This window comes from Eubacterium segne (genome assembly GCF_014287775.1).
In the GTDB taxonomy this organism is placed as follows: domain Bacteria; phylum Bacillota; class Clostridia; order Lachnospirales; family Lachnospiraceae; genus Eubacterium_G; species Eubacterium_G segne.
Genome location: NZ_JACOOZ010000002.1, coordinates 368,371 through 382,553 on the forward strand (window position 1 = coordinate 368,371; position 14,183 = coordinate 382,553).

At 33.6% G+C, this 14,183-nt stretch carries 14 protein-coding genes; 3 read left to right on the forward strand and 11 right to left on the reverse strand.

Going from position 1 to position 14,183, the window contains the following annotated elements; translation table 11 throughout:
- Nucleotides 1–25: 25 nt before the first annotated feature.
- Both H8S00_RS04090 and H8S00_RS04095 read right to left on the reverse strand, forming a co-directional pair.
- On the reverse strand, nt 26–580 hold the full coding sequence (locus tag H8S00_RS04090; protein ID WP_021952737.1) for an ATPase: 555 nt from the start codon (nt 578–580) through the stop codon (nt 26–28).
- Complete coding sequence (locus tag H8S00_RS04095) at nt 570–800, reverse strand: hypothetical protein (RefSeq protein ID WP_021952738.1); 231 nt, start codon at nt 798–800, stop codon at nt 570–572. The genes H8S00_RS04090 and H8S00_RS04095 overlap by 11 nt, the downstream gene beginning before the upstream one ends.
- 620 nt (nt 801–1,420) lie before the next feature.
- Between H8S00_RS04095 and H8S00_RS04100 the strand changes: the two genes are divergently transcribed.
- A complete protein-coding gene (locus H8S00_RS04100) occupies nt 1,421–1,660 on the forward strand; it encodes a DUF6061 family protein (RefSeq protein ID WP_109216609.1) in 240 nt (79 codons plus the stop codon).
- Nucleotides 1,661–1,670: 10 nt separating this feature from the next.
- On the opposite strand, the gene H8S00_RS04105 is transcribed toward H8S00_RS04100, so the two are convergent.
- The 6 genes from H8S00_RS04105 to H8S00_RS04130 form a co-directional block, all read right to left on the reverse strand.
- Entirely contained in the window at nt 1,671–3,872 is a 2,202-nt protein-coding gene (locus tag H8S00_RS04105; RefSeq protein WP_109216608.1) for an AAA family ATPase, read from the reverse strand.
- Nucleotides 3,873–3,937: 65 nt separating this feature from the next.
- The gene (locus H8S00_RS04110; protein ID WP_146190238.1) at nt 3,938–6,688 is read right to left on the reverse strand and encodes an Eco57I restriction-modification methylase domain-containing protein; all 2,751 of its coding nucleotides are present in this window, start codon (nt 6,686–6,688) and stop codon (nt 3,938–3,940) included.
- 11 nt (nt 6,689–6,699) lie between these two features.
- Complete coding sequence (locus tag H8S00_RS04115; protein ID WP_109216606.1) at nt 6,700–7,557, reverse strand: DNA-methyltransferase; 858 nt, start codon at nt 7,555–7,557, stop codon at nt 6,700–6,702.
- A 215-nt stretch (nt 7,558–7,772) separates the two neighbouring features.
- Nucleotides 7,773–9,209: a plasmid recombination protein gene (locus H8S00_RS04120; protein WP_109216605.1), complete on the reverse strand. Its 1,437-nt coding sequence runs from the start codon at nt 9,207–9,209 to the stop codon at nt 7,773–7,775.
- A gap of 257 nt (nt 9,210–9,466) precedes the next feature.
- Entirely contained in the window at nt 9,467–10,462 is a 996-nt protein-coding gene (locus H8S00_RS04125) for an AAA family ATPase (RefSeq protein WP_109216604.1), read from the reverse strand.
- 14 nt (nt 10,463–10,476) lie between these two features.
- On the reverse strand, nt 10,477–10,713 hold the full coding sequence (locus H8S00_RS04130) for a hypothetical protein (RefSeq protein ID WP_014078576.1): 237 nt from the start codon (nt 10,711–10,713) through the stop codon (nt 10,477–10,479).
- 151 nt (nt 10,714–10,864) lie between these two features.
- Here H8S00_RS04130 and H8S00_RS04135 point away from each other — a divergent pair, with 151 nt between their 5' ends.
- Nucleotides 10,865–11,296 carry a helix-turn-helix domain-containing protein gene (locus H8S00_RS04135; protein ID WP_109216603.1) on the forward strand — a complete coding sequence of 144 codons (432 nt, stop codon included), beginning with the start codon at nt 10,865–10,867 and terminating at the stop codon, nt 11,294–11,296.
- 57 nt (nt 11,297–11,353) lie between these two features.
- Nucleotides 11,354–12,409: a tyrosine-type recombinase/integrase gene (locus H8S00_RS04140; protein ID WP_109216602.1), complete on the forward strand. Its 1,056-nt coding sequence runs from the start codon at nt 11,354–11,356 to the stop codon at nt 12,407–12,409.
- 203 nt (nt 12,410–12,612) lie between these two features.
- Here the strand turns inward: H8S00_RS04140 and rpsI are convergent, their stop codons facing one another.
- The 3 genes from rpsI to H8S00_RS04155 all read right to left on the reverse strand — a co-directional run bounded on the left by rpsI (nt 12,613) and on the right by H8S00_RS04155 (nt 14,131).
- Nucleotides 12,613–13,005, reverse strand: coding sequence for a 30S ribosomal protein S9 (rpsI, locus tag H8S00_RS04145; protein WP_118588747.1), 393 nt, complete (start codon nt 13,003–13,005; stop codon nt 12,613–12,615).
- Between the two features lie 23 nt (nt 13,006–13,028).
- A complete protein-coding gene (gene rplM, locus H8S00_RS04150) occupies nt 13,029–13,457 on the reverse strand; it encodes a 50S ribosomal protein L13 (RefSeq protein WP_021952740.1) in 429 nt (142 codons plus the stop codon).
- 224 nt (nt 13,458–13,681) lie between these two features.
- A complete protein-coding gene (locus H8S00_RS04155) occupies nt 13,682–14,131 on the reverse strand; it encodes a hypothetical protein (RefSeq protein ID WP_021952741.1) in 450 nt (149 codons plus the stop codon).
- Nucleotides 14,132–14,183: the final 52 nt, after the last annotated feature.

The following is a 14,183-nucleotide window of genomic DNA, read 5'->3' on the forward strand; positions in this document are numbered from 1 at the left end:
CAGCCTAATGTTTATAACAGCAACATTATTCCATCAATCCTAATATATCCTGCTCACTCCAATACTCATTCGGATATATTGATAATTCTTCTTTATGTTTACGAATAATTCTTCTTGGGGTTTCAGTATTATCATAAACATGCATAATATCGCATATATTAAGTAATTCTTTTATATTATTAATTGATTTATAATATCTTTCAATAACTTTACTGCTATCAACATTATGTCCACCTGCTGCTACCCGGGCTTCTATTCTGACAATATTAATTTGTGGATCAACTGTTAATACGAATACGCATTTTATAAAATATCCGTCTTCTTTCGCTTTTCTTAAAATGTTTAACTTATATTCAGATGACAAGACTGTTTCAAATGTAAAATCTTCTTTCTTGTCAATCGATTCATACCTCATCCTATCAACCATAAGAGCTGCTTTCATATTATCCATTCCTGTAGTTGCAACAACATCATCGGCATTAGTATATTTACCAACTTTATCGAAAAAAGTTGTTATTGTACTTTTTCCCGAGCCATTTGGTCCCGCTAATACAAGAATCATCGGTTTTCTATTTTGCATACTTTCTTTCTCCATTTGCATACTCAACATAAGCCCGCTTCTTTTCTTTATCGTAACCCGCTATAGGTTTTTTACAAATTTTTGCTTTATTTATTGCTGCCTTAACAGCCTCAACCGCTCTTTCATCCATTTCATTATCTGATTCTGTCAATGTACTTTTCTCTTCTTCTCTCGATACAACTTTTATAATTCTACCACTTTTAGTGCTTACAGTTGTCATATAAACATCCCTCCATTCTAATTAATATGAAAGTAACTTATTAATTACATTTAATCTTCAACTATTACAATATATTTTATCATAATTTATATAAAAAAACACCTTCGATCCGAATTTCTGAGGTGAAATAAACTTTTTTTCAGATTCCTATGGAATTATGAATATGCAAAAATATTGCTTGCGAATCTAAGAATCACAATGCAAAGAAAAAGCCCTTGAAGCCCCAAAACATCTGCGTAACTCTGAAATAAGCTCGATTACACTTCGTTCCATCTTGCCCATTTCAGATTCCTATGGAATTATGGACATCCCCCAATATTGCTTGCGAATCTAATAATGAGCCTCGAATCCGTTCGCTTCGCTCACTTCTTCTCGGTCATTCTTAGATTCTAATGAATCACAATGCAAAGAAAAAGCCCTTGAAGAATAAATTCTTCAGGGCTTTCCATTTGCATTGCGATTCGCAAGCAATCATTATCTCTTTGAGAATGTTTTGATAGCTTGAAAAGCCCACAAATAGGGGATTTGTGTATGACAGTGTTGCATATGTGTTGTATGCGGTTGACTGCCCACATGTTCCCTGAACTACTCATATCTTTGACAAAGAAAGGACTAATACTATGAAAATACATTTTGCTTACTACAATCAATACAAGAACGGAATTGATATTGCTTTTGCTGATAATACACTTCTATTCTTATCCTGTGCTGATGCTGAAAAGAATCTCCATACTACACCTAACTCTCAAAGGCTTATTGATAACCTTGCAATTGATAATCCACTTATGTATGCTGCACTTGCTCTTGATTGCGAGTTGCAAGCTTGGGCTGATGCTATGGATGAGGATTGGAGTCCGTAATGTACTACAATCATTCGGTATTTTCATTAATTCCCATCATCATATTATAATGCTCAATATGATTTGTATATTCGAATATCTTTTTAAATACTTCCTGATATCTTTCTGATGAATCATCCAATGCTTCAACATACAAATCATCCGGCATACAATGTGATCCATCATTTATCCAAGATAATAATGATCTGCAGATTTCCTGACTTTCGTAATCAGGAAACTTATTTATCAATTCGTCATCTTTATATTTCCCCAATATTTTAAAATAATTCTCAATTATTCGTCTCATAACATTTTGTATAGTAATGACAGAATTAGCATTTTGTTCTTTCAATTCTTTCCACAACAACTCATATGAAGAAGATATTGGATTTTCAGTTCCATAATACTGTATATTTGTAACACCATCCTTTTTCCTTAGAATCCAATAATGAATATTCTTATTAGGGTTATTTCCATTTCCCATAAATGAAAGTTCTTTATGAAAATACACATTATGCGTCAATACAATAACCTGCTTAATATTTACATTTCCATCTAAAACTTTATTAATCACATCTTTTAAAAGTGAACTTACTACAAATAGTACATTGCTATCTAAGCTTGAAATAGGATCATCAATAACTATTATTCTGTCCTGTGTAACCTCTTCTTCATTTTGACTACCTTTAATCCATTGAAGAAAATATAAAAAAGTAATAAATGTCACTTCTCCTTCACTTAATGTAGACTCTACCAATGTCCCATCGGGTCTTCTTATTTGATAATGATTATTTTTTTCTGTTGATGGCGCAATTGAAAAATTGTTAAATCCATAACTTACTAAAATCCTATTAATTTCATCAACCGCTGGTTGTATACTTGTAACTGATTTATTCTTTTGTCTGATTTCTAACTCAATAGTACTCTTTTGATTTTCATATTGAATCTTTTTATTAGAAGCAGCTTGAATACCCTTTGTAAATCCTGCCACTTTATTTTTATGTTGACTGATTAATTCACTATTTTCTTGTGCAATTAAATACCATATGTCGCAAATCAATTTTTTCTTTTCTTCCTGATAATTGTCCACAAGATTATTATGTTTTTTTACTTCTATATTCTTTATTTCAATTATTTTGTTAATTTCATCAACAATATCTTCAACACTCGTAATCTTTATCTTTTTTCCTGGCTCATTTATTTTTTCATCAATTTGTAATTCATTATTTCTAAAACAATTAACTAACTTTTCTTTTAATTGTTGTATTTTAAGCTTCTCGTCATCTTCAAAATCATAATTTTCAATAGATTCCAAAAATGAAATAATCACCTCTTTTTGACACAAATATTGACTTTTACTTGTTTTTAGTAACTCAACATCTCTTTCAAATTCTTCATCAAAAAAATCCTCTAATTGCTTTTTAAATGCATCATCTATTGTATTTTTTTGACAAAAAGGACATTGACTTCCAGAATAAAGAAACTTTCTTCCTTGATTTACCCAATCACTATTTCCCAATTTTATTATCAGGTCCGCAATAGGGATATCTCTTTTACCCACTATACACTTATCCCATATGGATAAATTTTCTATCTGTTTTATACTTGCAATTGCTAATTTATTAAATCCATCTTTCTTTTCTGGTGGATCTCCTAATAATTTAATTGCTCGTTTTTCTATCTCGTCCCTATCAACATTCTCATTTCTTGACAGTTCTATTCCTTTCACTTTAGAAGCAAAAGTATCTTTTTTCATAAAGCCAACAAAAGCTGCCTTAAATTTATCTTCATTGGCTTTATATACATCCTTCCATATTATTTCTTTAAAATCCGCCTCTTCTTTCTGAATTTTACTGTTTAATGATTCAATGGTATTTTTGTTAGCAATAATATTTCGTTTTAAATCTTCCAAATCTGCTTTCTTCTTATTGATTTCTTGTATTTCTTCTGTCGTTGCTTGTCCAAGAGTAAAGATACCAGCAATATCACTTTCTTTGAAATTTTTTTCTCTAAATGTTTTATTATAAACAAATACTCTTTCAGCTACATTATTAGCCCACTTAACTTGACAATCAGAATATTTTTCTAATTCAAAATTTCCTAACAAATTACTAATAGTAGTTTTACCACATCCATTTGCACCATAAATATAATTAATTTTTTCAATATTATCTATGGTAACTCCTTTATCATCATATGTAGCCACATTTTTTATAACTATCTCTTTTATCAATTGTTTTCTCCTCTATCAAACCAATCATATATACATTTTCTTGTTTCTTCTATAAAAGCTCCTTTTCATTTTACACAATGTCTTGTGTGCTGAAGTGATAAAAGAGAATCCTTTATTTTATCATATAAATCTTGTGCCCCAATTGATTGAAGTACTTTATTGTCGAACTCTCTACGTGCCGGATCTTTTAATTCATCTTCAATATCCATAACTTCTCTGTTCTTAATAATATCAAATAGTCTAATAATCTCTTCAGCATCCGGTTGAGATATTTGATCAATATCTATCATATACATATTTTTCAGTCTAGCACTACTTGCATCAAGCACTCCCAACCCTCTTCCGAATCCTATCGCTTCTATTGCAAACATTCCATATATAGAATTTAAAACAGCATGTACCAAATCAGAATCATACCTTTCGGATTTTAATAACATTCTAGTAAATCGCTGATCCACAAAAGTTCTTTCCTTAAATTTTGCCACAAACAGCCTTTTGTCAGGATTCAATGCCGTAACAAAATCAGCTCTTGACGCATCATCCATTTCATACCAATAACACCCAGGTTTTTTTAATGCAATTGGAAGTGGTTTTCCAACGCCATTATTTATGTGTTCAAACTTTTCTATCCAAGTAAGTGCCCCTTCATGCCCCAACTCTTCTAATTCTCTTTTACTTCTATGGCAACAAAATGCTTCTATGTCTGTTTCTGCATCATATGATTTTAATCTAGCTGGATTTTTTAGAACCGGACGTATATATTCTTCTTCAATATCATTTGTATCGGAAGGATAAAATAAATCGTTCCAGCCTCTACGCTCTCCTCGCCTAACATCTAAGAATTTTGAAACAGGTACTAATTTATTCACCAACTTTTTCATCCATAACACATCATGAAAAAGAGTATTAATTGTAAGTCCATAATTTGTTATATTATTAATCTCCTCATAACTGTACTTTTTAAATGTCGCCAACTTAGGATCCAACATTTCGTTCAGAATAATGCTATTTACTAATACTTCAACCTCGTCATCCCCTATACTATGTATATCTTTTCTTACTAACCAAAATGATACTTTATGTTGTATATCAGGTTGTGAAATAATTTTCTTCTGCATTATTAATAATGTACCAACAACATCGGCATTTTTAAACCATCTCTTATTGTCACTTGCAACTACTGCTTCTATATCATAATAATATTGCAGTGCATCAAAAAATTTTCTTCCAATATCTGTTCCCAACCATGAATTTGATAAGATAATTCCAAGTTTTCCATTAGTATCTAATAATTCATACAACTTAAATGGTATAAAATTATATAAATCTGTTTTACCTAACGTAAATTCTATACCTGTATTATCTTGTATATTCTTTCTTATTTGAGTAATAAACTCCTGTTCATCTTTCGCGATTTTATTATATTCAACAAATGGTAGATTAGAAATAATTGCTCCAAACTTCGGAATAATCCTTTTTATTTCCCTTCCATCAATTGGACTTTTAATCTTAATTTCATCGCCAACATTAACAGAAAAAACGTCTCGTTGAAACATATTTAATGGTATATTTATTGCCTGAATATCTGTTATTGATATATTAGCAATCTGAAGTGGATATGCGTATTTATCCGAGACCCAAGTACTAACGAAAGCCTTTTCCGTCATTGCAAATCTTTTAGCCTTATTCTTAATTATAGCTTTTGCAATTGTACCAGTTCCAGCACATAAATCTGCACAATCTTTATTCCAATCATCTACTGTGATTCTAGATAAGAAATCAGCCAATATTGTAGGTGTTGCATATTGTCCTCTTATCTCTCTTTTTGAAACATTAACTGTTTTCTCTAGTAATTCCTGTAATACTGATTGATCTATTTTATCTATATTGTTATCAACTAAAAATTGATTAAAATCCACAATATCTATCCAAGTATCCTCTGGTACTAACTCATTGAAATCAACTTTTTTGAATATATTGTAAAAGTCTCCTTCATCAATTATCTGTTGAATAATTTGATTTCCATTCTCTGGTGATATTGTAAAATCAATTTGATTAATTTTATATGCACAATTATGATATTTCTTTATTGCATTAGCAAACATAATTCTGTTAGTCCAATTTAACAATATTGTTTTTGCATATGCAGAATACATATTGTTTTCATCTTTATCATACTCTTCATGAAAAGCATTCCACCATACTTTAATTCTACTTTCCATTCTTGTATTACGACTTGCTTCTATTGTGATATTTTCTGCAACTATCTCTTTGTTTCTCTGTATCAATTCCGCCATTATTGACTCTGAAACAGTTCCCGTTATTGATGATGTAGTAATTTTTCCAGTAACTAAAAAATCATTTACGGTTAATACAATATCTTTAATAATTGGTAACCATTCATCCTTATATGTACTAACATCTTCTCTTGATTTAATATGACTTGTCCCATCCCATACTTTAGCTTCCTCAAAAACACCTTGCTGATTCTGTAAATATAATTTACCATATGTAAAATTCCATATGACAAAACTATTTAATCCTAATGCCTTTGCCTTCCTTGTTGCATCTGCAATCAATGCCTCATCCGTAATTAATACATCGGGCATTTTGAGTTCCCAGCCTTGTAATATTTTAGTCTGTGCCTCATCTTCATACAATAAAACATCTGGAAACATACTCTTCTTATTTACAGAGAGTGTGCTTTCTCCACCTGCACTCTTAATCTTTAATCCCAATCCATTCAGCATTACTTTTATCTCTGAAATAATTACGATTGCCCAACTTCTTTCATTTCTTCTGATAATTGTCCCCATACATTTCACCTTCATCTTTCTTTAAATTCTGCTATAAGATTTTCCTCTTTTATATATTTACGAGTTTTTTTATCTAATCCTTCCCATGCTAAGAATAATCTTCTTTTTGCTACATCAATATAATCTATTTCTTCTTTTTTAAACAATGCAACATCTTCATTCTTTTCAATTCCAATAAAATTTCGCCCTTCCATCAATGCTGCCACTAAAAATGATCCGCTACCAAAAGTATTATCAAGTACTATATCCCCTGGATTTGTATATGTCCTTACCATATATCTGCCCAGTTCTATAGGCTTCTGTGTTGGATGAAGAACTGCACCTTCTGATTCTGCTGTTTTAATATAAATAACATCTGTAGGATAACGGTCTCCATCACTTGCTACATGCACTGGTTCAAAGTCTCCATAATTACCACTAAGCTGATTTTTTCTTATTCCTTTATCATATGGTTCTCCCTTTGTCATTTGAGGATGATATGTTGGCTGTTTTTTATAAAAAACGCAAACATCTTCATGTTTTCTTAATGGTTGCTTTTTAGCATTCAAAAAATTAGTTGGCTTTGATTTTTCCCATACCCACTTATACTTATAAATATTAGGTTGGCTCAAAATCAACTTTGCAGTAAAAACTCCATTAGATGTTAAAACAATTGCCCCATTGGGTTTTATTATTCGATTATATTGTTTCCATAACTCATCTAAAGGAATATAACTATCCCATTTATTTTGTGTCATACCATATGGTAAATCACACAAAATCATATCCACACTTCCAGCTGGTATTTTTTTCATATACTCTAAGCAATCGCCTTCAAACAATTTGTTGATCACATTACTCATATCTATATTATTTTTTTCACTATTCATGCCTTATCTCCTCGAACATATTTTCTGTTCATAGTATATCATTTTATTTTGTCGAACACAAGTTCCTATATCTGTTTTTTCATATAAAAATCCAAGATAAATTTTAACATATATCTTCCGTTTTTTCCACTTATAAAGAAAATACCTTTATTGCACTTTAGAAGTATCACAAAGGCTATTAAAACTTTTTCAGTCACAATAGCCTTTGATAATTTTTATCTCCCCTCATACACCTCCCACAATCTCTTCTGCTCCGCTCCTATCCTCAATATCTCCTGCAAATCTCTTGCCATTGCCTCAACATTAGCATCCATCTGTTCAACTGTACCAGTACGATTACCTGCCGTAATCTCCCATTGAACACTCTCTTTTGAGTAATATTCCTTAGTGCCCACATTCATATATCCATACAATGAATATGAATAGCCATCGCTTTTCTCTATGAATACCGGTGCCACTTCTCCTCTAGAAGTTTTCCATATCATCAGTCTTGGAAACCAGCATAAGCCTTCTTTAATCAGTTCCTTGAATGCCCCAAGCAGCTTGCCCAGCTCATTCAATATTCCACGGAATGAATTTCCTGCCTCTATTGTCTTATCCGCTTCTACCTGATTAGCATATTCTTCTATCGTAGGTGCAAATAATCTGAATGACGATACAAAATTCTTGATTCTATCAAGCAATTTCGCTGCATCTTCTGCTTTTTCAATAGCATTTGCCAGCTCTTCATTTACCGATTGAAGTTCAGATCTTTTTTCATCGAGTTCCATTGATATCTGTTTTGATTCTCTACTATCCATTTCTGATAGCGACTTACTAATCCGCCGCATACTTTCCAGGCATGAAATATCAGACTCCAGTTTATCTTTTTTATCCGTATATTCTTTTTCAATAGCTCTATTTGCCTTAACTGCCCTATCCGATTCTTCCACCTGCTCTTGTAATTGTGTCAAATGCTTTGTCTCCTGAGCTACCTTATACTCTGCAACAGATAAATCATGATTTCGACCTTTCGACTTTTCTTTTATCTGTTTCCCAAACCAGTCATTCACTTCTTTATTCGCCACCTCTCGAAGCTCATCCTGCAGCACTCGTGATAACACATCTTTAGTAAATACCTTACGTTTTGACACCTGCTTGCTAAGACCTTTCTTATATCCATCTGCCACAGGAACTCCGACAATGTGCATATGCGGACTGTCCTCATCAAGATGAACCACAGCATTTGCAACTACAAACTGTGGAAGCCTCTTTCTAAGCTCGTCCAGTATTATCTGATATGACAATTTCATATATGACTTCATATCATCAAATTGCTTCCAGAACTCCCTGTCGCCTATTTGAATTATTATTTCAACTGCCATATCCTGTTCCTTACCTGCCACATGTTCAAAATAATCTTCGATTTTCCGGTCTTGTCGTGTCTGCTTTTTATTATATTCTTCTAATGCCTCATCGAATTCTTTATGATATACTGTTTTCACATCATCAATCAAATTTGATGTACCATATATGATGCAGATGTTGTCTTTGCTATAATCTGATGATTTGTATTTTCTCAGGTTATGCTTTGCAACAGCTGCAAGCTTAGATTTCGATGTAATGGCACTTTTCTTATTGCTCACATGAGCTGTATATGAAATATTTCCCATTCGCATCTCCTTATCTGTACTACCTTTTTATCTGTTAAATCTATCGGAGCAGTGCAGTTATCATCTTGGCTCTGCCACAGATGATAACCCCCTAGCAGTTTTGGCAAGCCAAAATTGCAGTGGGCTCTCCGAGGGTTTTATATATTATCTTTACTATTACCAAGAGTTTAATAATCTGTACTTTTTATAGTTGCAGACTCTAAACTCTTCCTAGAATTTAGAATCTGCTTTTCCAAACATCCAGATTGTTAAACTCTTTATTCCGGCATTACCCAAGTCCAGTAAATTGTTCCATCTTCTGCTTTTTCTTTATCTGATGTTATACCCAACTTTTTCTTTGCCGATAGAAGAGTATTTCTCTTAATGCTCCTTTTTGCAGCTTCCATCATTATTTCATTAGATGGAATCACCTTATTTGTACCAAAGTATTCTTTAATAAAATTCTCCGCAATGTCGAGCTTCTTTTTTCCTCTTCCTTCATTACCTGACAGAAGCTCATCTATGGTGATATCATAAGGTCCTATGCAGACCATTCCATTATCCTCCGTCATTTCAAATCCTATTGCATCCCCTGTTGGAGCTAATGAAGATTTATCATGTGCCATTATCCTGATATTCGGTTTATCACGGAGTCTTGCCACTAGCAGAACACTTCTGGCAGTTGCCTGTATATCAATAGAACCAAGTCCTCTGTATGTTGATTTACTGCCAGATGCCTTATTCATATGACCGATAAGAATAATTGCACAATTATGCTTTTCTGCTATTATTCCAAGATGCTTTAGCACCGGTCTTATTTCATTTGCTCTGTGCATATCAACTGTAGCTCCGATATATGCCTGAATCGGATCAAGAATGATTAACCTCGCCTTAGTCTCAATTATTGCCTGCTCTAGCCTGTCATCTGTCATTAATAATTCCTTATCTGTCTCATCAATAACACGAATCATGGAACAATCTGCTCCTTCCTTTTCTAATCTGGGCTTAATCGTATCTTCAATTCCATCTTCTGCGGTCTGATAAATGATATGAATAGGTTCATATTCTTTATCATCATCACAGGGGAGCGGCAAGCCCCTGCTAAGAGCTGCCGCTAACTTGAGAACCAAAGTTGTCTTTCCTTCTCCCGGATCTCCTTCAATAATTGTTATCTTTCCGTATGGTATATATGGATACCATAGCCATTCCACCTCCTTTGAAACCACATCCTCCATATGAATAAGTTTCAGTTCAACATTCTGCTTTTCAACCATATTCATCCTCCTTGCTATACTGCTTCTTTGTTAAAATATCCTGTTTCTTCCCAAACTTTTTTATCCGGACAATAATAGCTGAACTCATTTGAGCTCCCTACCTTTATTGCCGTTCCAAATTTGAGTAATCCTTGTTGTATTCCCAGCCTTACATACTGTGCGTCCTTCCCTATTGCACTTGCAATCTCTTTTATTGGTACATTTCTCCCTGTAAAAGCTGGTAAATCACCCTGATAGATAACTTCTGGCATCTCTACCACCTCCTCTTTTTATATAGAGCATTTCTTGCTCTGTTATGTTTTGTATTATACAGACCTTTATTTGCTCTGTCAATAGTTTAAAATTTAATGTTGACTATTAAATATTAGTGTGTTACATTTACAATCACAGGAGGTTGAAGCAATGAATACAGGTAAAAAGATTAAATTGATACGAACCTTTCGTGGTTTAACCCAAAAGGAACTAGGTGAAGCATGTGGAATACACGAAGTTGCAATCCGCAAGTATGAATTAGGAAAAAATATTCCTAAACCGGAACAATTAAGAAAGATTGCAGAAGCACTTAATGTAAATGTCAATTCATTAGCAGAATTTGATATTGAAGCTGATGGTGATGTACTACCATTACTATTTGCAATTGATGAAAAGTTTGATGTGTCTCTCAAAGACATTGATGGCGAACCGGGAATATTTTTCTCTGATAAGAATCTTGTACAGTTCTTAAAGGACTGGCAGGCTATGAAAGAGCTTCTTGCATCTGGCAGCCAGACAAAGGACAACTATGAGATATGGAAAACAATTCGCCCAAGCGTGACAAAGGTAACCCACGAATAATAATCATTTTATCCGTTTGCTATCAGCTTTCTAGTAAATAGCGAAAGGATGGTGCTTATGAAGTTACCCAACGGATACGGAAGCGTTGTAAAACTTTCCGGTAAGAGAAGAAAGCCTTATATCGTGCGAAAGACTGTAGGCTGGCACTATGATAAGGAAAAAGACAAACAGGTTCAGGAAATGATAACAATTGGATATACAGCAACCAAAGCTGAAGGCTTGCAGATGCTTGCTGAATATAACAACAATCCATTTGATACTACTGCCGCCAAGATGACATTTTCAGATGTATATGATGAATGGTCAAAGCGTAAGTTTCCTACAATTTCTGAATCTAATGTAAAAGGATATACTGCATCGTGTAAGACATGTGAATCCCTTTACAACAAAGTATTTAAGGATATCAAACTTGTTGATTTACAGACAGTTATTGATACCTGTGGAAAGAATTATCCCACACTAAAGAAAATCAAAGTTTTGTTTAATCAGCTATATGATTACGCCTTAAAGAATGATATATGCAACAAAGATTATTCAGGCTATGTAGATGTTGTTCAGTACAAGGATCGCAATCCTAACAAATACGACAGAAACAAATTCGAGAAAAATGAGATTGACCTTCTATGGGAGCAGAAAGAAGACAAATATTATCAGATAGTATTGATGCTCATATATAGTGGAGTCAGAATTTCAGAACTGCTCGATTTAAAGAAAGAAAATGTTCATCTGGACGAACAGTATTTTGATGTTATCTGTAGTAAAACAGAGAATGGTATCAGAAAAGTTCCAATCGCCGACAAGATTCTGCCATACTACAAAGCCTGGTATGAATCCTGCCCTGAATGTGAATATCTGCTTCATACAGAAGACGGAAAACATTTTGAATACAGGAACTACTATGATAGCTATTTCAAGCCACTTATGGAACAACTTAATATTAATCGTACACCACACTGCTGCAGACATACATGTATATCTATGTTAGCAGAAGCCGGTATTAATCAGACGATTATCAAGAAGATTGTGGGACACTCTGGTGCTATGACACTCACAGAGAAAGTATATACCCACTTTGATATAAAGGAGCTTGTAGATGCGATTAATGAAATTTAGGAAACAATCGGTGCCATGCGCAAAAAGAAAGGACATTTCCCAATATCACTACTGAAAAATGTCCTATACATATCAATATCTTTGTTGCATACCTGCTGCATATGTGTTGCATTCGATGTAAATTCCAGCACATCTGACGGCATTCCACAACTTCTGTAACCCTTGAAAAATGGGCTTTTCTTGATATCTTCGTTCTTGAAAGATTATCTCTTTGAAAACTGTGGTGCTCTTCTGGCTGCTTTGAGACCGTATTTCTTTCTTTCCTTCATTCTTGAATCTCTTGTTAAGAATCCGGCTTTCTTTAATACTGGTCTGTTTTCAGCGTCTGCCTGAACTAATGCTCTGGCGATACCATGTCTGATGGCACCAGCCTGTCCTGTATATCCACCACCATGTACATTTACAACAACATCAAACTTATCAGCTGCATCAATAGCTGCTAATGGCTGACGTACGATTACCTTTAATGTCTCAAGACCAAAGTAATCATCAATGTCTCTCTTGTTGATTGTTACATTTCCTTTACCAGGCATAACGTATACTCTAGCGATACTGCTTTTTCTTCTACCTGTTCCATAATACTTTTCTATAGCCATTATCATTTCCTCCTCTCAGTTAACTAAAATGTTAATTCTTCCGGTTTCTGAGCTGCATGTGGATGCTCAGCACCAGCATAAACAAAAAGTTTCTTCATCATGCTTCTTCCTAAAGGTCCCTTTGGAAGCATGCCTTTAACTGCGAGTTCAATGACACTTTCAGGTTTCTTAGCAAGTTTTTCCTTAAGTGTAACTTCCTTCATACCACCAACGTAGTCTGAATGATGATAATAAACCTTCTGGTCTAACTTCTTTCCTGTAACCTTAATCTTGTCAGCGTTTGTAATAATTACATAGTCACCTGTATCAATATGAGGTGTGAACTGTGGTTTGTTCTTTCCTCTTAAGATTTTAGCAACTTCTGATGACAAACGTCCTAATGTATATCCTGTAGCATCAACTACATACCATTTTCTTTCAATATCTGCTGGACTAGCCATGTATGTTTTCATTGGTTTACCTCCTGAAATTTTGCTTATCTTTTAATATTTCTTTTATAAAACGTTCTATATCCATACCGGGGCTTTGGCTAAGACATAAAACAAACGTGCATAACACGTCACAATAGAACTTATTATATAATAAGTATTTTTTACTGTCAATTAATTTTTGTTGATTTTTTTAGTTTTTTTCAATAAAAAACTGTAGTTTCCTTATAATCATCCGAATTATATCATTAATCTACGCTGGATATTACCCAAACACCATTTTCTGTAGATGCTGAAACGGTAAATCCATCATAATAAAACATTCCATCATATTCACCGTCAACTAAGCAGCTCTTTGATTTGTCCATACTGTTGTACTGACCTATTGCAGCAACAAGCTGGTCTATTGTTTTTCCAACATAACTTTTAGCTGTAGCCTTAGCTTCTTCCGGACTAAGTGCTTTTGGTGCCTGTGTTTCCGTATTTTTCTTAACTTTCTTCTTTTTTACAACTTTCTTTGTAGGAGCCTCTGTTGTTTCCTCTGCCGTAGTCTCCTCCACTGTTGTTGCTTCTTCAGTTGTTACCTGTACTGTTGTTTCTGCTTTTGTTGTTTCATTATCTTTGCTATCTGAACCACATGCAGTAATTGCAAATGCCATCATTGTAACTGTAGCAATCATTAAAATATTTTTTCTCATGTTCCATTTCCTCCACAATCATTCATTATACATTTATTTTATTTCTTGTAAA